We start from the raw sequence: 18,932 nt of genomic DNA on the forward strand, positions 1-18,932 counted from the left end.
CCTCAAAATTCATAATGATCAAATGTACCAGGGACTGACCCCGTTCGAGTATTCTCAATCGGTCTTACATTTAAATGAGAACCTTGATTTCCTATTCCACCAGGATAAGAGTGTCCAGCAGAATGATCCTGGATGATAATTTTAGTTCCATCCGCTCTGGTAAACTGATATTCCCTTGTCCAGACTTGATTACCATTGCTATCAAAAATAGGATTTTTTCTGGAGTCAGTCATTGGTATATTTCTGTGATCACCATAAAATCCAGTTTTAGAATTAAATATTCTATCTGGTTGTTGATTCATTGGAATACCGGCATCTCTTTTCGCAGCTCTGAAGGCTTCATTTCTTGATTTGAATTGAGCACTACATCCAGCTAATCCTAATGGATCTATCCACGTCAGCGGATTTTTGACATACGCATAGAGGTTTAACCCGCCTCTCAGCCCTATCGGGTCCGCACACACATACTGTCCACTTTCGCAATCATAGTATCTGAACCGGTTATAGTACAGCCCTGATTCCACATCCTCATACTGCCCCGGAAAACGTAACCGACAGGTAGGCGCATCTTCTTTGTTCCGGCTTTCCTCCCGGCCCCAGAGCTGTTGTCTGCCCCGCCAGACGATAGTGCCGTCTTCTGTCACCAGCTCCTGAATACGGCCTACGGTGTCCGTCAGGGCATAGTGCAGTTGCCCCTTCTCATAACGTGCCAGCGGCGTAAAACTGCCCGGTTCATATATCCAGCGGATGCCGTTTTCATAATCGGCTTTACCGTCAGCACTGACCGGGATTTCTTCGGTTAACTGGTCGCCGTTCCAGTGAAAATCCGTACCCGGCTTGTCGCGGTTGGTGCAACGCTTGCTGATGCGTCTGCCAAACGGGTCGTATTTATATTCCCAGCGTTCACCTTCCGGGGTCTCCAGCCCGGTAAGCTGGCTGCGCGCATCCCAGCGGTAGCGCCAGAGAAGAGGGCGGTAACCTCCCTTATCAACCACTTTCTCCACCAGGCGACCATTGATATCGTATTTCCAGATGGTCTGTTCATCCCGGATGACTTTGACAAATCTACCGGCTTCCGGCATTCCACTGTGCGGGTTTATCCGGTGCGTTGAGTGCTGCCACTCTTTATACTCCCTCGATGTGACCCGGCCATGCTGCTGGCGCTGATGCGCCTCGCTTTCCATCACCTCGTTCACCCACGTCTGGCGACGGGCGATGTTCAGGTTCTGGTCGTAGGTGAATCGTTCTTCACACATCGCTACCTGGCTGCAGCCCGTCCAGGTGGCGTGGTTAATCTGGTCGTTTGCCGTCAGGCTGTTAACCATTGTTCCCCGGTGGGAGTCGGCAATCATGGTCAGGTTATACGCTTTGTCGTACAGCCACTGGCGGCGGAGGGTATTGTTGCGCCGGTAGTGCGGATTCAGTTCTTCCAGGTTGCCGAGCTGCTGCTCCGTCAGCATTCCCGTCTGCGTGTAGCCCTGCCGCAGGTCAAATCCGGCTGAGCTTGTTCTGCGGGTTTCCTGGCCGCACAGGTCGTGTTCAAAGGTTAATGGCGCGTGGTTGTCTATCTGCCACGTTTTCAGTTCGCCCATCACCCCACAGCTGAAACGCTCCGTGATACCGGCGGTGGTACGCTGTGTGACATAATTCTGCTGCGCATCGTACTGGTACTCAGTGCGCCTGCCGTTGAGGGTTTCGGCGATAACCCGGCTGGCGTCATCGTATTCATACGCCACCGTGGCGTCAGTGTTTTTCACTTCCACCAGACGGCACAGATTGTCATAGCGGAAGGTGGTGTGGCTGAGCGTGCGGTCACTGTCGCCGTGCGTCACTTCTTCATTCGTCACCTGGTCAGTGACGTTATAGCGGCGGTTAAGGTGCGTGCCGTCCGGGAAGGTGGTGCGGATGCAGCGGCCTGCGGCGTCATACTGATAGCGTAGCGTGCGCCCGGTAAAGTCGGTTTCGGCGACAAGCTGTCCGGCTTTGTCGTATTCCAGACGGTAGAGTTCCCCCTCGGTATTGACGATTTCGGTCAGGCGGGTGAGCTTATCGTAGCGGCACTCCAGCCGTTCGCCATCGGGACGAATAATCGCCGTCAGCAGGTCAAACGCGCCGTATTCATAACGCGTGGTTTTGCCTTCGCCATCGGTGAAGCTCTGCGGCAGTTTTTCACTGTTCTGGCGCATCAGTTCGCGTACGCCATCGGGGCGATTGACTTCTTCCACGCTGCCCTGTGGCCCGGCATGCGTTTTACTGTGGCGGAACTGCGTGGTGAACCCCAGCGGGTCTTTCACACTCAGCAGACGGCCGAGAAAATCCTGTTCAGTCTCCGTCACGCCGCCATCCGGTGCGATGGTTTTACATACCTGGTGCAGCGCATCGTAATCCCACTGCCAGCCTGCGCCGCCCGGCAGAATGCGTTTAAGTAAATCCCCCTGTTCGCTGTAGCTGAACTGCTGCTGTCGGCCCTGCGGGTCGGTCAGACAGACCATGCTACCGTGGTCGTCGTAAGCCCACTGCCAGATTTGGTTACCCGGTGTGGTCAGCCGGGTAAGCTGTCCGGCTTCGTTATAGTCGTAATACAGGCTGTAACCGCCCGGCAGGGCAACCTGTCGGATATCGCCTTCATCGTTGTACTGATATGCCGTGGTGCGCCCCAGCGCGTCGGTGCGGGACTGGAGCTGTGTGTTTTCCCAGACGGTGATTTCTTCCCGGCCCAGCGGGTCGAGGCTGCGGGTGACCAGGCCGTCTTCGTTGTACCAGTAGCGCGTTTCACCGCCTTCGGCGTCGATGTAGGTGGTGCAGTGCTCTTCGTCGTTATAGACAAAATGGTCATCGTAATACCCTTCAGTTGACAGGGTGCTGATGGCCCGCCCCTGGCTGTCATAATGAATATCGACACAAGTTCTGGCCGTATCCTTCCAGCGGGTCATATACCCTTCCTGCGTATACTCATGCCACAGGTGGGTGAACTGGAAGGTGTCGCACTCAGTCAGATAGCCATTATTGTCATACCGGCAGGTCACCAGACGCTGGCGCTGCGGGGCGACCAGGTCAATACTCATCAGTTGTTGTTGCTGCCAGGTGAGTGCCAGCCTGTAGCCGTCGCTGTGGTGGATTTCCGTCAGCAGACCATCGGTGCGGATGAAATCAATGCGGTTGCCATAGCGGTCATACATGGCGGACAGCAGATAAATGCCGCAACCTGTTGCAGAAAATACCCGTGTTTGCTGCGAGCGGCGGTCAAAGACGGTGAGTTCCCCGTGCATATCGCCTGACAGCCGGTAATGTGCCTGACGGGAATTGCTGATATTGCGGAAAATACCGTCCTGCGGGATACGGTACCAGAGCACCACGCCTTCATGGTCGGTAAAGTGGAGGTCGTTATCGTGAACCGTCAGTGAGCAGGACCATTCATCCGTCCATTTTTTACCAAATATCCCGCCACCTGTGGCCTGGGAACGGTAGAAACGCGAGAGGGTCAGGGGAAGGGAACCTGGAAGTATAAGTACACTGAGAGACTGAATGAGGCTGCCGCTGGCCACATCCACCGGGTCGCCTGTACAGGTCATGTCGGACTGGCTGGTATTTTTTCCCTGGCCGTTGTTTGCCTGACTTTCCCCCTTGATTATTGCCCCGCTGTCACTGTCGGGGAGCACATCATCAGCCAGTTTTTCCGGAGCTGTCACATCACTGATGGCATTTTCGCCATTTTTAATTTTCAGTAAGTCAGCGGTGAACTTACCGGCATTTTCCCCTTCATTTGCGAGTTTCCTGGCAGCCCGAAGGGTTCTGGCGAGCGTGAATCCGCCTTTCGCAAGGCCAAATCCCCCCAGCGCCAGCGAACCATAGTCGTAGATTTTTCCGCCTAGCGCCTGCGTCTCATTGCTCATCTCCAGACGGTACCGATCCAGATTAAAATCACTGGCATGGTCGCGGATATTACCTCCCATGTTATACATGTCTTCCCCCAGGTCTTCCTGACCCATGGCAGACAGTATGGCCCCGTTCATCTGCATTTCCCCGGCATGCTGCATCACCGCACCCTGGCCCAGCATTGTGACCATATCGGGAAACTGGTTCCAGAACGTTTTGGCGGCACCAATCGTCAGATCAAGCTGTGCGGGGGCTGAATCCATCTGCGCCTGGTTTCTGTCCCTCTCGACCATCAGCATCATGTCCCAGAGGCTTTGCTCCTTCTCCGTTTCCGGTACAGGTTGTGGGTCAGCCTCTTTTGCCTTAACACTGGCAGCGGGCGGCTGCCCGATAATCAGTCCCGTGGTATTACGGGCGTTCATCCAGAACTTATCAAAGTGACGCAGAACCGGCTTGCTACTGACTCTGAAGGTGGTGCTGTGCTCCAGCGGCTCGCAGATATCCCCTACCGTGCCGCTTTTCACTCCCTTAGCCACACCCGGCTCGTCGCCTTTTGTCGAGGGAACGAAACTTTGATCGAGAACCAGTACCGGATGCCGGTTTGCGTTGACTGACGGTACAACCTGGACGGCATCACCCAGTCTGGCGGTGACAGGGTAAGGAACCGGTGGTGTGGAGGGCCCCATCGGGGTTTTACAGACGTCCGGCGTCAGGCTGACGACTGTCCACTGCCCGTCCTGACGGGCGATATAGTTCTCCGCCATCATTGTTCTCCTGCGACGTGATAACGGGCTTCCATCACCCGCACTGACGAATTAACGGGCAACAGATAACGCCAGGTCTGCTCAACAGTCAGCGCATCCGTGTCAATGAGCAGCGTGTCGGTCCACATCAGCTGCGGAACACACTCACCGGAGACCATCCGCAGCAGAATACCGGCCTGGCTGGCGGGTAATGTAAACGTGATGTCGCCCTCAGGATGAAGGCCACTCAGGGTGAGCGTTGTTCCGGGACGGGGGAAAGGAATTTGCTGGTCATGGGGTGCCGCGTTCCAGTAGCGGAAATCAAAATCTTCCGGCAGGCCCGGATGGCGGTTTTCCAGCCATTCCTGATTGTAGGTTCCGGCCAGCGGCAACCGGGGGAGCCAGGTGCGGCCGGTGGCACCAAAACCGGCGGGCTGGTATTCCGGGGCCGACCAGTCAGCGTTATCGCCGGAAACGGCAATAAAATGCGCAAGGGTGAACGGTGTGTCCGTGGCGATAATGCGCGGGGCTTCAACCTGCTGTACTTTGCTGGCCCGCAGATACCAGGACGGCGCATAACCCAGCCCCAGCGGGTTAACCGGACAGACGGTGTGCGCCAGCGGTGGATTCTCTTTATCAGGATGCCCGCTGCGCTGTGTCTCAGTCAGGCGATGGGCTTCCGGGATGCGGTCAGCATAATCGCAGTCCGTCTCCACACGGCATTCCCCCCCAAAGGCGTAGCGATAGTTCAGTGGCAGCGAGGTGAAGGGCTCAGGTTCCGTTTCGTACCATTGCCCGGTTAACGCCTGATGCTGGTAAAAGCGCTGACCGGTTATGCGCAGCCTTTTGTCCAGTATCACGTCGCCGGATGGGGCGTGTATTGATACAGCCGCAGTCATTTCCGGCACAGCGATGCCATCCGGTGTGTAAGCCGTGCCATTGACGAGGATATCGCAGGCGGGTTTCAGCGGAGCGAGGTCACTTTCCTGTCTGACCGGAGAAATATTTATTTCCCCGAAAAATTTATCTTCCAGGCATAACGGCAGCGCCGGATATTCCATCAGCACCGGCTGCAACTGACCCTTATCGCCCGGTACAAGACGAAAGCCGGTTTTCATGGCAACAACGTGATGCCGTTTGCCATAAATATCTTCCATGGCGTACGCCATCACGGAGAATGGCGTCAGATTACGAAATTCCATTTATTACGTTCCTGACCAGTAAAATAAAGCGTGTTTATTTATATTTCCTGGTTATCTGATATATGAATGGAAATAATTTAATTGCAGCGAGCTGTTGATTAGAAAGTCTTTTGAATGCAGGTTTTGTGAGGTGTGTCAGTATTATCGGATTTTATATTATATTTATCATATGGTTTTGTTTGCATGAGTGAAATCATTATTCAATGTGGTGATTGATATTGTTAATTATATTTGTGGTTTTATATTTTGTGACTTAATTAATATTTACTATGAATAATTGACAGCGCTCTTTGCTCCGTTTATTACGCCAGAACGCGGGTCTGACTCTGCATCAGACAACTCAACTTTACCAGCTCATGGCTGGATTCTGACACTGCCTTTTCAGGCCATTTTAATCATATGGAGAACATGAACCGATAGCGAGGTGAATCTGGATGAATGTGATCCGTTCATACAACCGCATCCCCCTTAACAATCCCCGCTGCCCGCAGGGAAATCGGTGTTTCACACCGCGCTCACCTACGAACTCCAGCTTGCGGCACGGTGAAACTCGAGATTACTCGGCCCATTTATGGACCTTGCCCCTTCGGGGTCAACGCAAGCGTTGTTCAAATTTACTCCCGGTAATGTTGTTCTGTCTCGGTTCGTTTCAATCCGCCATCCCTGGCGCATTGACCTTGTCTTCCACTCTCCGGCTCGCCGGTTTCCAGCAGAGGCTTCATCGTTCCAGTAATCGATTAGATGATGCAGTGATGCCCAGATGCTGAGCTTACAGCAGCACCCAAAGTAGCACCGCCACCACAATCAGCACCACAAAGGCCAACCCAGGCCGTGCCGACAGCGACTTAATCGAGGTAATCATCGGCGCAAACGGGGCGTAAATCGGCTGAATATTACGCGCTTCCAACACCTGCGCCTCGGCATGTGCCACGCGCTCACGCTCAATACGCTTGAGGAAAAGCAGATTAAGCAACTCCTGAACCTGAACGGGGGTCAGCACCGTTTGCGGCGTAATATTCCAGCTCTGCTGCCCGTAATCACGCAGCACCTGAAACTCCTGATCGCCCAGCGGTTGCTTAAGCGCCGCCTGAAGAACGTTAAGCGTAGGCGCAGGGTGCGTGCTCAGCGTCAATCGTGCTTGCAGCAACGTCACCAGCGAAGTGAAATATTTAGCGGGAATAAGCTCGCTGGTTTTAACCGGAGAAAATTCCTGAAGCGACTGCCACAACGGCTTATTGGCCTCGCTGGACGGTGTTTGCGCTTTATCTGAATAGAGCGCCTCGGGCTTCACGCTGGCGAGCTCTATCAGCGACTGCCAGATTTGCTTGCTCGGCTCACCGGTGGCCGCAGAAAGCTTGCCAACCAGCTGATTGAGCGTGGTGTACTCCGCTGGGAGAAGCGGGCGGTCGGTCGCCGGGCGCTGCTGCGGTTGAGGAATAGAAAGCTGGCCACGCTGGAGTAGCTGCAGCACATTTTTAAGCTGCGGCAGCGTTAGCTGGTTCAACGCGGTTTGCCCGTACTGCTGGCGAATAAAATCGCTGACGGCCTGGCGGTTGTTTCCCTGACCCAGCAGCTCGGTCAACTGAGACAGCGTTTGTCTCATACTGAAGTTCTGCTCGGCAGTACCGATGCGCTGATTTAAATTCTGTTCCGCTGCCGGGAAGTGACGCGACAGCAACGGCGTATCGCTTTTCACGCCCAGATCGTGCTTCACGCCAGCCCATACCTCAGCATTTTGCTGTGAGGTCATCGTGATAAGGCGCGTGATCAAGCGTTCCAGCACGGTGCGTTGCTGGAGACTCAGCGGCTGCTCTCCAGCATTGGAAAGCGGTGTAGGGCCGGCCCCCGGAGGGCGCGCAGGCATACCTGAGATGGGTTGCGTCATGATTATTCCTTTCTGCAAAGCGGTACTGATGCCAGGCGCGAGTATTCCTGGCGGCAAGATTATGGCACACTTCCCCGGTTTACTCTCGCTCTCAGACAGGTACTGAACCGTGAAAATCCTTGTTGATGAAAATATGCCCTACGCCCGTGAGCTTTTTAGCCGCCTGGGCGAGGTGAGGGCTGTTCCTGGTCGCCCGATTCCGACCGACGCGCTAACCGATGCCGATGCGCTAATGGTGCGCTCGGTAACGAAGGTGAATGAAGCGCTACTCGGTGACAAGGCGATTAAATTTGTCGGTACGGCGACGGCGGGCACCGACCACGTCGACCAGTCGTGGCTGACCCAGGCGGGGATTGGCTTCTCCGCAGCACCTGGCTGTAACGCGATTGCCGTGGTGGAATATGTTTTCTCGGCGCTACTGATGCTGGCCGAACGAGACGGCTTTGCGCTGGCTGACCGCACCGTTGGTATTGTCGGGGTGGGTAACGTGGGCGGTCGTCTGCAAAAGCGCCTTGAGGCGTTGGGCATTAAAACCCTGCTCTGCGATCCGCCGCGTGCGGACAACGGCGACGAAGGCGATTTCCGCTCGCTCGACGAACTGGTTGCTGAAGCTGACGTTATCACTTTCCATACGCCGCTCTATAAAGAAGGGCAGTATAAGTCTCTGCATCTTGCCGATGAAGCGCTGATTCGCCGCCTGAAGCCGGGGACGATTCTGATCAACGCCTGTCGTGGCCCGGTTGTCGATAACGCTGCGCTGCTGAAATGTCTGGAAGAAGGACAGAATCTTAGCGTCGTGCTGGATGTCTGGGAACCCGAGCCTGATCTCAACCTGGCGCTGCTCGATAAAGTGGATCTGGGCACCTCGCATATCGCAGGTTACACGCTGGAAGGTAAAGCGCGCGGCACCACCCAGGTGTTTGAAGCCTACAGTCAGTTTATCGGTCAACCGCAGGAAGTGGCGCTCTCTACGCTGCTGCCCGCGCCGGAGTTCGGCCGTATTAGCCTGCACGGTCCGCTCGATCAGCCTACGCTGAAAAGACTGGCCCATTTGGTGTATGATGTGCGCCGCGATGATGCGCCGCTGCGAAAAGTGGCGGGGATCCCGGGCGAATTCGACAAACTGCGCAAAAATTATCTCGAGCGTCGTGAGTGGTCATCATTAACCGTTGAGTGTGATGATGCCGATGCCGCCGAGCTGCTGCAAAAACTCGGGTTTAACGCCGTACATTGTTAATGTCTTCTTAATCACTCTGCTGGATACTCCGGCAGAGTCGCTTTTTCTGGAGTAAATCACCATGTCTGAAGGCTGGAATATTGCCATCCTGGGCGCAACCGGCGCCGTAGGCGAAGCCCTGCTTGAAACCCTTGCTGAACGTCAGTTCCCGGTGGGTGATATCTATGCGCTGGCGCGCACCGACAGCGCGGGTGAACATCTGCGTTTTAACGGTAAATCGGTCAGAGTGCAGGACGCCGCAGAGTTCGACTGGACTCAGGCTCAACTGGCATTCTTTGCCGCGGGTCAAGAAGCGTCGGCAAGCTATGCCGAAGAAGCCACCAACGCGGGCTGCCTGGTTATCGACCTCAGCGGTCTGTTTGCGCTGGAGCCGGACGTGCCGCTGGTCGTTCCGGACGTGAACCCGTTCGTAATGGCAGATTATCGCAACCGTAACCTGATCGCCGTAGCCGATAGCCAGACCAGCCAGCTGCTGGCCGCACTGAAGCCGCTGATTGATGACGGTGGCCTGTCGCGTATCAACGTGACCAGCCTGATCTCCGCCTCCGCGCACGGCAAGAAAGCCGTTGATGCGCTGGCAGGGCAGAGCGCCAAGCTGCTGAACGGTATTCCGATTGATGAAGATGATTTCTTTGGTCGTCAGTTGGCGTTCAACATGCTGCCGCTGCTGCCGGACCGTGAAGGTAGCGTGCGCGAGGAGCGTCGTATTGTCGACCAGGTGCGCAAAATCCTGCAGGACGAAGGCCTGATGATCTCTGCAAGCTGCGTGCAGTCGCCGGTGTTCTACGGCCACGCGCAGATGGTGAGCTTTGAAGCCATGCGCCCGCTGTCTGCGGAAGAAGCGCGCGATGCTTTCTCCCGTGGCGAAGACATCGTGCTGTCTGAAGAGGGGGAATTCCCGACTCAGGTTGGCGATGCGACCGGCAGTGCGCATCTCTCTATCGGCTGCGTACGCAACGATTACGGCATGCCGGAGCAGGTTCAGTTCTGGTCCGTTGCCGATAACGTTCGCTTTGGCGGCGCGCTGATGGCGGTCAAAACCGCTGAAAAATTGGTGCAGGAGTATCTGTACTAATGTCTGACATGGAGCAACTGCCGGTCTATCGAATTGCGCTGGGCATTGAGTACGACGGCAGCAAATACTACGGCTGGCAGCGGCAAAATGAAGTGCGCAGCGTGCAGGAGAAGCTCGAAAAAGCGCTCTCGCAGGTGGCCAACGAGCCTATCAACGTCTATTGCGCCGGGCGTACCGACGCGGGCGTTCACGGCACGGGTCAGGTGGTGCACTTTGAAACCCGCGCGTCGCGTAAAGACGCCGCATGGACGCTGGGGGTAAATGCGAATTTACCTGGTGACATCGCGGTGCGTTGGGTGAAAGCTGTTCCCGACGATTTTCACGCCCGCTTTAGCGCGACGGCGCGTCGCTACCGCTACGTCATCTATAACCACCGGCTGCGTCCGGCGGTGTTGGGCCAGGGCGTGACGCATTATCACCAGCCGCTGGATGCGGAGCGGATGCACCGCGCCGCACAGAGTCTGCTGGGCGAGAATGACTTCACCTCGTTTCGTGCGGTGCAGTGCCAGTCGCGTACGCCATGGCGTAACGTTATGCATATCAACGTGACGCGCTATGGCAACTATATTGTGGTGGACATTAAAGCAAACGCCTTTGTGCATCACATGGTAAGGAATATTGTTGGCAGCCTGATGGAAGTTGGCTCAGGAAACCAGCCGGAGAGCTGGATTGCAGAACTGCTGGCGGCAAAAGACAGGACGCTTGCCGCGGCAACGGCAAAAGCGGAAGGGCTGTATCTGGTGGCGGTAGACTATCCCGCCCACTTTGAACTGCCCGCCGCGCCGATGGGCCCGCTTTTCCTGGCGGACTAACGAAGTCATTTAGGGCTAAGACAATATGGATCTCATCCGTTTTTTGATTGATTTCATCCTGCACATTGATGTGCACCTGGCGGAGCTGGTTGCGCAGTACGGCATCTGGGTTTACGCCATTTTGTTCCTGATCTTGTTCTGCGAAACGGGGCTGGTGGTGACGCCGTTCCTGCCGGGCGACTCGCTGCTGTTTGTTGCCGGTGCCTTGTCGGCGCTGCCAACCAACGATCTCAACGTCCATCTGATGGTGGTGCTGATGGTCATTGCAGCGATTGTCGGCGATGCGGTGAACTACACCATTGGTCGGCTGTTTGGTGAGAAGCTCTTTAGCAACCCGAACTCGAAAATCTTCCGTCGTAGCTACCTCGACAAAACCCATGCGTTCTACGATAAGCACGGCGGAAAAACCATTATTCTGGCGCGATTTGTACCTATCGTCAGAACATTTGCGCCATTTGTGGCGGGAATGGGCCATATGTCCTATCGTCATTTTGCTATCTACAACGTGACCGGTGGGCTGCTTTGGGTGCTGTTGTTCACCTACGCGGGCTACCTGTTTGGCGATCTGCCGGTGGTTCAGGAAAACCTGAAACTGCTGATTGTTGCCATCATCGTGCTGTCGATATTGCCGGGCGTGATTGAAGTGATTCGTCACCGTCGCAAGGCAGCAAAACAGGCAAAATAAACCCTGCACGCAGGGCACGATTCAGCCGTGCCCTGTTACGACATGTTTCGCGGTTCGACCACTTTTTTATGCCAAGTTTCGGGCTGTTATGTTTTAATGTGCAACATTCATGGTCTATGAGGGGCAAAAGTGGCATTATGCGCGCCCCCTTATGGCAAAACTGGCATCGACCAGGTTCAGGCAGAAAGGTTATCAATGAGCTGGATTGAACGAATTAAAAGCAATATCACACCTACCCGTAAGGCGAGCATCCCGGAAGGGGTGTGGACCAAATGCGATAGCTGTGGTCAGGTTCTGTATCGCGCTGAGCTGGAGCGTAACCTCGAGGTTTGCCCGAAGTGCGATCATCACATGCGTATGTCAGCGCGTAATCGCCTGCATAGCCTGTTAGATGAAGGGTCCCTGGTAGAACTGGGTAGTGAACTTGAGCCGAAAGACGTGCTGAAGTTCCGTGACTCTAAAAAATACAAAGACCGTCTGGCATCTGCTCAGAAAGAGACAGGTGAAAAAGACGCGCTGATCGTAATGAAAGGCACCCTGCACGGTATGCCGGTTGTCGGTGCGGCCTTTGAGTTCTCCTTTATGGGCGGCTCAATGGGTTCTGTTGTCGGTGCGCGTTTTGTCCGTGCCGTTGAACAGGCGCTGGAAGACAACTGCCCGCTTATCTGCTTCTCCGCTTCCGGCGGTGCGCGTATGCAGGAAGCGCTGATGTCACTGATGCAGATGGCGAAAACCTCTGCGGCGCTGGCGAAAATGCAGGAACGCGGTTTACCGTACATCTCCGTGCTGACCGACCCAACCATGGGTGGCGTCTCTGCGAGCTTCGCGATGCTCGGCGACCTGAACATCGCTGAGCCGAAAGCGCTGATTGGCTTTGCCGGTCCACGCGTTATTGAACAGACCGTTCGTGAGAAACTGCCGCCGGGCTTCCAGCGCAGTGAGTTCCTCATCGAGAAGGGCGCTATCGACATGATCGTTCGCCGCCCGGAAATGCGTCTGAAGCTTGCCAGCATTCTGGCGAAGCTGATGAATCTCCCGGCACCGAACCCGGACGCGCCGCGCGAAAGCGTGGTGGTACCACCGGTACCGGATCAGGAACCAGAGGCCTGATAATCCAAAGGGCAGGGCCGGGTGGCTCTGCCCTTTTTGCTTTTACTCACCGCTGTTGGAAGTTGCGACACCATGGACAAACATCTTATTCCTCAGGCCACGTCGCCCCTGGCTACGTGGCTTTCTTATCTGGAAAATCTTCACTCCAAAACTATCGATCTCGGCCTGGCGCGCGTAAGTCAGGTGGGCGGGAATCTGGACGTGCTGAAGCCAGCGCCGTTTGTCTTTACCGTTGCAGGTACGAACGGCAAGGGCACCACCTGCCGCACGCTGGAAACTATCCTGATGGCGGCGGGCTACAAGGTGGGGGTTTACAGCTCCCCACATCTGGTTCGCTACACCGAACGCGTGCGTGTTCAGGGCGCTGAACTGCCAGAAAACGCCCACACCGCCTCGTTTGCGGCGATAGAAGCGGCGCGTGGCGAAACATCGCTTACCTATTTTGAGTACGGTACGCTTTCAGCGCTGTGGCTGTTTAAGCAGGCTGCGCTGGATGTGGTGATTCTGGAAGTGGGTCTGGGCGGGCGCCTGGATGCCACTAACATTGTGGATGCCGACGTTTCTGTCGTCACCAGCATCGCGCTGGACCACACCGACTGGCTGGGGCCGGACCGTGAAAGCATTGGCCGCGAAAAAGCGGGTGTGTTCCGCGCTCATCGTCCGGCGGTAGTCGGAGAGCCGGATATGCCGCACACCATTGCCGATGTGGCTCGCGAAAAAGGCGCGCAGCTGCTGCAGCGTGACGTTGACTGGCGCTATAGCGTTGAAGGTGATAGCTGGACCTTCAGCGACGCGCAGGGCGAACTGCGTAACCTGCCGCTGCCAAACGTGCCGCAGCCTAACGCCGCCACGGCGCTTGCCGCGCTGCGTGCCAGCGGGCTGAAGGTGAGCGAGGAGGTTATCCGCGAAGGTATTGCCAGCGCGATTCTTCCTGGCCGTTTCCAGACCATCCAGCTTGAGCCGCGGGTGATTCTTGACGTGGCGCATAATCCGCACGCCGCGGCCTATCTTGCTGGGCGTCTCAAATCATTGCCGAAAACCGGGCGAGTGCTGGCGGTTATTGGTATGCTGCATGATAAGGACATCGCCGGTACGCTGGCGTGTCTGGAAGACGTTGTGGATAGCTGGTACTGCGCGCCGCTTGAAGGGCCGCGCGGTGCGACGGCGGAACAGCTGTGCGAACATTTGCGCGCTGGTGCCATTTATAGCAATGTGGCACAGGCGTGGCATGCGGCCATGGCTGATGCAGCGCCTGAAGATACGGTGCTGGTGTGTGGTTCGTTCCACACGGTAGCGCATGTGATGGAAGTGTTGGACGCGGGGAGTGCCGGTGGCAAGTAAGTTTCAAAACCGTCTCGTCGGGACGATTGTATTAGTCGCGCTGGGGGTCATTGTGCTGCCAGGGCTGCTTGACGGGCAAAAAAAGCATTATCAGGATGAGTTTGCAGCCATCCCGCTGGTGCCGAAACCGGGCGATCGCGATGAGCCAGATATGCTGCCGACGGCGACGCAGGCGCTGCCTGCTCAGCCGCCTGAAGGCGCGGCTGAAGAGGTGAGGGCGGGAGATGCCGCTGCGCCGTCGCTGGATTCCAGCCGTCTGTCAGTTAGCGGCAACGGCGAGCTCGAGCAGATCCCGCCTGCGGCTGAACTGCCAAAGCCTAAACCGGTAGAAAAACCGAAGCCGCAGCCAAAACCGCAGCCAGTGACTGAACAGGTTGCGGCAACGACGCCACCTCCGAAAGCCGCGCCGGAAGAGAAACCGGCGCCGGTAGGCAAAGCGTATGTGGTGCAGCTTGGTGCATTGAAGAATGCGGATAAAGTGAACGAAATTGTGGCGAGTCTGCGCGGTGCGGGTTATCACGCTTACACGTCGCCTTCGACGCCCGTTCAGGGTAAAATCACCCGCATTCTGGTTGGCCCGGATGCCTCGAAAGATAAGCTGAAAGGCTCACTTGGTGAGTTGAAGCAGCTGTCGGGGCTGAGTGGTGTAGTGATGGGATATACGCCGAACTAAGGCGTAGGTTTTCTCCCTCACCCCTGAGGGGCGAGGCCTGAACAACGCCAAAAGCCACCCAAAAACGATGGCGTTGAATATTTTTTCAGCGCCATTTTTTATTTACGCCGGGGAAGGAAATCCCTACGCAAACGTTTTCTTTTTCTGTTAGAATGCGCCCGAACTGGATGACAGGGCGTAAAATCGTGGGACGTATATGGTCTGGATTGATTACGCCATTATCGCGGTGCTGGGCTTATCCTGCTTGGTAAGCCTCATCCGCGGCTTTGTTCGTGAAGCATTATCGTTGGTGACATGGGGCTGTGCCTTCTACGTTGCCAGCCATTACTACACTGACCTGTCTGTCTGGTTTACGGGCTTTGAGGACGAACGGGTTCGAAATGGGATTGCTATTGCGGCGCTGTTCATCGCGACGCTCATCGTCGGCGCTATCGTCAACTTTGTGATAGGTCAGCTGGTGGAGAAAACCGGTCTGTCGGGTACAGACAGGGTATTGGGGATCTGCTTTGGCGCGCTACGTGGGGTGCTGATCATCGCCGCTATCTTGTTCTTCCTTGACACCTTTACCGGAATGTCCAAAAGCGATGACTGGCAGCATTCGCAGTTTATTCCCTATTTCTCGCCGGTTATCAGATGGTTTTTTGAATACCTTCAAAGCTCGTCAAGTTTCTTGCCCAAAGTATAAGCTTTGGGTCGTTGCTTAACGAGGAAAAGACGTATGTGCGGTATTGTCGGTATCGCCGGTGTCATGCCGGTTAACCAGTCGATTTATGATGCGCTAACGGTGCTGCAGCACCGTGGACAGGATGCCGCTGGCATCATCACCATTGATGCCAACAACTGCTTCCGCTTGCGTAAAGCGAACGGTCTGGTGAGCGATGTCTTTGAAGCCCGCCACATGCAGCGTATGCAGGGCAACATGGGTATTGGCCACGTGCGTTACCCAACGGCGGGCAGCTCCAGCGCGTCTGAAGCCCAGCCTTTTTACGTCAACTCCCCGTACGGTATTACGCTTGCGCATAACGGCAACCTGACCAATGCGCACGAGTTACGTCAAAAGCTGTTTGAAGAAAAACGCCGTCACATTAACACCACCTCCGATTCTGAAATCCTGCTCAATATCTTTGCAAGCGAGCTGGATAACTTCCGTCACTATCCTCTGGAAGCAGACAACATCTTCGCCGCCATCGCCGCTACCAACCGCCAGATTCGCGGTGCGTATGCATGCGTAGCGATGATTATCGGCCACGGCATGGTCGCTTTCCGTGACCCTAACGGCATTCGTCCACTGGTATTGGGCAAGCGCGATATCGGCGACGGTCGCACCGAATACATGGTGGCTTCCGAAAGCGTGGCGCTGGACACCCTCGGCTTCGAATTCCTGCGTGACGTTGCGCCGGGCGAGGCAGTTTACATTACCGAAAATGGCCAACTGTTCACCCGTCAATGCGCTGACAACCCGGTGAGCAACCCGTGCCTGTTCGAGTACGTCTACTTCGCGCGTCCGGACTCCTTTATCGACAAGATTTCCGTCTACAGCGCCCGTGTGAACATGGGGACCAAGCTTGGCGAGAAGATTGCACGTGAATGGGAAGACCTCGATATCGACGTAGTGATTCCGATTCCGGAAACCTCCTGCGATATCGCGCTGGAGATTGCCCGTATTCTCGGCAAACCATACCGCCAGGGCTTTGTGAAAAACCGCTACGTGGGCCGTACTTTTATCATGCCGGGCCAGCAGCTGCGTCGTAAGTCCGTTCGCCGCAAGCTCAACGCTAACCGGGCTGAGTTCCGCGATAAGAACGTGCTGCTGGTGGATGACTCCATCGTGCGCGGGACCACCTCTGAGCAGATTATCGAGATGGCTCGTGAAGCTGGCGCGAAGAAAGTTTATCTGGCTTCCGCCGCACCGGAAATTCGTTTCCCGAACGTCTACGGTATCGACATGCCAACCGCCACCGAGCTGATTGCTCACGGGCGTGAAGTGGATGAGATTCGCCAGATAATCGGCGCTGACGGGCTTATCTTCCAGGATTTGGACGATTTGATTGACGCGGTACGCGCGGAGAACCCGGATATTCAGCAGTTCGAATGCTCGGTGTTCAACGGTGTGTACGTGACCAAAGATGTCGACCAGAGCTATCTTGATTTCCTCGACTCTCTGCGTAACGACGACGCGAAAGCGGTGCAGTTGCAGAATGAAGTGGAAAATTTAGAGATGCATAACGAAGGGTAAATGTTCGGGGATTTTCCCCGCATTACTTTCGCTCGACCGGGCTACGTGGGGTGCGTAGCCCGGCCGAGGCGTTTTTACGCCTCGTCCACCCAAATCCGCATTTCGCCTTCGCCACGGTTGGCCCAGCTAAACCACGGGATAAAGGTTAACGACTGCTTCTCCACCGCCGTCTGGCGATTATCAAAGCTGATGACCGATAGCGACGTATTACGGTTGCGTCTGGCGCCGTAATCCGGCAAAGTTTGCCCCATTATGGCTACAGGGCGGTTCGTGTGAAACGACTCATCATTGGTATTTCCGGCGCAAGCGGCGCTATTTACGGCGTACGGTTGCTGCAGATACTGCAAACGGTAGCGGATGTCGAAACGCATCTGGTGATGAGCCAGGCGGCGCGGCAAACGCTGGCACTGGAGACGGATTTTTCGCTGCGCGACGTTCAGGCGCTGGCGGATGTGGTGCACGATGCGCGAGATATTGCCGCGAGCATCTCTTCCGGGTCGTTCAAAACCGCGGGTATGGTTATTCTGCCGTGCTCGATAAAAACGCTCTCCGGTATTGTAAACAGCTATACCGACGGCCTGTTGACTCGTGCTGCCGACGTCGTTCTGAAAGAACGCCGTCCGCTTGTGCTGTGCGTGCGCGAAACGCCGCTGCATCTGGGCCATCTGCGCCTGATGACCCAAGCGGCGGAGATCGGTGCGGTGATCATGCCGCCGGTCCCGGCGTTTTATCATCGTCCGCAAACGCTGGACGACGTGATTAACCAGACCGTTAACCGCGTGCTCGATCTTTTCGATATCGAACTCCCAGAAGATCTCTTTACCCGCTGGACCGGTGCATAGTTCTGCGCCCATGTTGTGCACAATGTCGATTTCGCCCTGTTTCAGGACAATTCTGTAACACCGATCAAATCCTCGATATTTAATTATCCCGTTTGCACTTTTGTGCTCGATTTATACGTAGCGGCTGATATCTTTCCTGATGATCACCTCTTGTTATCTTTTTATTAACATATTTAACATTGTTTATTTTGCAGGGTTAAAGATGGCACGGAAGATGCAGAGTAGGTCTTGCAGACACAACACAACATAACTATTAGCAGTTAACGACATCACGGTTTAATAGGGGAACGTATGAAAAAGACGGTTCTGGCTCTCTCTTTGCTGCTGGGTCTCAGCAGCGCCTCCAGCGTATTTGCCGCACTGCCACAGAGCATTCGCATCGGCACCGATGCCACCTACGCGCCGTTCTCATCGAAAGATGCCAAAGGCGATTTTGTTGGCTTTGATATCGATCTGGGCAACGAAATGTGTAAACGCGCCAGCATCAAGTGTACCTGGGTTGGCAGCGATTTTGACGCGCTGATCCCGTCACTGAAGGCGAAGAAAATTGACGCGATCATCTCTTCGTTGTCGATCACCGAGAAACGCCAGCAGGAGATTGCCTTCTCCAACAAGCTGTACGCTGCGGACTCCCGCCTGATTGCCGCTAAAGGCTCCCCGATTAAACCGACGCTGGACGGGCTGAAGGGCAAGCACATCGGCGTGCTTCAGGGTTCAACGCAGGAAGCCTACGCTAATGAAAACTGGCGTAGCAAAGGCGTGGACGTGGTGGCGTATCAAAACCAGGACCTGATCTACGCCGATCTGGCTGCAGGCCGTCTGGACGCGGCATTGCAGGATGAAGTGGCTGCAAGCGAAGGCTTCCTGAAACAGCCTGCTGGTAAAGATTTTGAGTTTGCTGGCCCGTCGGTTAAAGATAAAAAATTCTTTGGCGACGGCACTGGCGTTGGGCTGCGTAAAGATGACGTGGAGCTGAAGGCGGCATTTGATAAAGCGTTAGCTGAACTGCGTGCCGATGGCACCTACGACAAGATGGCGAAGAAGTATTTTAACTTTAACGTCTACGGCGACTAATACGCCGTATGTATCATCATGGTGCATGAATGTTGCTATGCACCATGATGGTGCGTTTTTTGTTCGAAAGTTGCGCGAGGTTGCATAATTAAGCATTTTTAATGAGAAAAAAGCCAGGCTGAAGGGCAGAATGCTTTGCCT

General features: G+C 55.3%; 14 protein-coding genes and 1 pseudogene. 11 read left to right on the forward strand and 4 right to left on the reverse strand.

From position 1 onward, the window contains the following. Positions 1 to 2: 2 nt before the first annotated feature. From RDN66_RS06680 to RDN66_RS06690, 3 genes are all read right to left on the reverse strand, one after another. Positions 3 to 4,640, reverse strand: coding sequence for a PAAR-like domain-containing protein (locus RDN66_RS06680; protein ID WP_308537715.1), 4,638 nt, complete (start codon positions 4,638 to 4,640; stop codon positions 3 to 5). Then, positions 4,640 to 5,821 carry a DUF2169 domain-containing protein gene (locus RDN66_RS06685; RefSeq protein WP_202217516.1) on the reverse strand — a complete coding sequence of 394 codons (1,182 nt, stop codon included), beginning with the start codon at positions 5,819 to 5,821 and terminating at the stop codon, positions 4,640 to 4,642. Before RDN66_RS06685 ends, RDN66_RS06680 begins: the two co-directional genes overlap by 1 nt. Positions 5,822 to 6,590: 769 nt before the next feature. After that, on the reverse strand, positions 6,591 to 7,706 hold the full coding sequence (locus tag RDN66_RS06690; RefSeq protein ID WP_202217517.1) for a flagella biosynthesis regulator: 1,116 nt from the start codon (positions 7,704 to 7,706) through the stop codon (positions 6,591 to 6,593). A gap of 109 nt (positions 7,707 to 7,815) precedes the next feature. On the opposite strand from RDN66_RS06690, the gene pdxB reads away from it, so the two are divergent. From pdxB to purF, 9 genes are all read left to right on the forward strand, one after another. Next, a complete protein-coding gene (gene pdxB, locus RDN66_RS06695) occupies positions 7,816 to 8,943 on the forward strand; it encodes a 4-phosphoerythronate dehydrogenase PdxB (RefSeq protein ID WP_202217518.1) in 1,128 nt (375 codons plus the stop codon). A gap of 61 nt (positions 8,944 to 9,004) precedes the next feature. Next, the gene (locus RDN66_RS06700) at positions 9,005 to 10,018 is read left to right on the forward strand and encodes an aspartate-semialdehyde dehydrogenase (protein ID WP_035892524.1); all 1,014 of its coding nucleotides are present in this window, start codon (positions 9,005 to 9,007) and stop codon (positions 10,016 to 10,018) included. Continuing rightward, on the forward strand, positions 10,018 to 10,830 hold the full coding sequence (gene truA / locus RDN66_RS06705) for a tRNA pseudouridine(38-40) synthase TruA (RefSeq protein WP_202217519.1): 813 nt from the start codon (positions 10,018 to 10,020) through the stop codon (positions 10,828 to 10,830). Before RDN66_RS06700 ends, truA begins: the two co-directional genes overlap by 1 nt. 25 nt (positions 10,831 to 10,855) lie before the next feature. Then, positions 10,856 to 11,515, forward strand: coding sequence for a DedA family protein (locus RDN66_RS06710; protein ID WP_035892522.1), 660 nt, complete (start codon positions 10,856 to 10,858; stop codon positions 11,513 to 11,515). Between the two features lie 195 nt (positions 11,516 to 11,710). Next, a complete protein-coding gene (gene accD, locus RDN66_RS06715) occupies positions 11,711 to 12,625 on the forward strand; it encodes an acetyl-CoA carboxylase, carboxyltransferase subunit beta (protein ID WP_035892521.1) in 915 nt (304 codons plus the stop codon). A gap of 72 nt (positions 12,626 to 12,697) precedes the next feature. Then, positions 12,698 to 13,966 (forward strand): bifunctional tetrahydrofolate synthase/dihydrofolate synthase, encoded by a 1,269-nt coding sequence (gene folC, locus RDN66_RS06720; RefSeq protein WP_202217520.1) that lies wholly within the window; start codon positions 12,698 to 12,700, stop codon positions 13,964 to 13,966. Then, the gene (dedD, locus tag RDN66_RS06725) at positions 13,956 to 14,639 is read left to right on the forward strand and encodes a cell division protein DedD (RefSeq protein WP_035892530.1); all 684 of its coding nucleotides are present in this window, start codon (positions 13,956 to 13,958) and stop codon (positions 14,637 to 14,639) included. Before folC ends, dedD begins: the two co-directional genes overlap by 11 nt. 196 nt (positions 14,640 to 14,835) lie before the next feature. Next, positions 14,836 to 15,324 carry a colicin V production protein gene (cvpA, locus tag RDN66_RS06730; RefSeq protein ID WP_035892519.1) on the forward strand — a complete coding sequence of 163 codons (489 nt, stop codon included), beginning with the start codon at positions 14,836 to 14,838 and terminating at the stop codon, positions 15,322 to 15,324. A 33-nt stretch (positions 15,325 to 15,357) separates the two neighbouring features. Next, positions 15,358 to 16,875 (forward strand): amidophosphoribosyltransferase, encoded by a 1,518-nt coding sequence (gene purF, locus RDN66_RS06735; protein WP_035892518.1) that lies wholly within the window; start codon positions 15,358 to 15,360, stop codon positions 16,873 to 16,875. A 74-nt stretch (positions 16,876 to 16,949) separates the two neighbouring features. Here purF and RDN66_RS06740 read toward each other — a convergent pair. Beyond that, positions 16,950 to 17,063, reverse strand: a pseudogene (locus RDN66_RS06740) (hypothetical protein); the annotation flags it as partial. Positions 17,064 to 17,147: 84 nt separating this feature from the next. On the opposite strand from RDN66_RS06740, the gene RDN66_RS06745 reads away from it, so the two are divergent. Next, positions 17,148 to 17,717, forward strand: a complete 570-nt coding sequence (locus RDN66_RS06745; RefSeq protein ID WP_202217521.1) for a UbiX family flavin prenyltransferase — start codon at positions 17,148 to 17,150, stop codon at positions 17,715 to 17,717. A 291-nt stretch (positions 17,718 to 18,008) separates the two neighbouring features. After that, positions 18,009 to 18,791, forward strand: a complete 783-nt coding sequence (gene argT, locus RDN66_RS06750; protein WP_035892516.1) for a lysine/arginine/ornithine ABC transporter substrate-binding protein ArgT — start codon at positions 18,009 to 18,011, stop codon at positions 18,789 to 18,791. The last annotated feature ends 141 nt before the right edge of the window (positions 18,792 to 18,932 follow it).

The sequence above is a fragment of the uncultured Kluyvera sp. genome, assembly GCF_902485085.1.
Classification (GTDB): Bacteria; Pseudomonadota; Gammaproteobacteria; order Enterobacterales; family Enterobacteriaceae; genus Kluyvera; species Kluyvera ascorbata.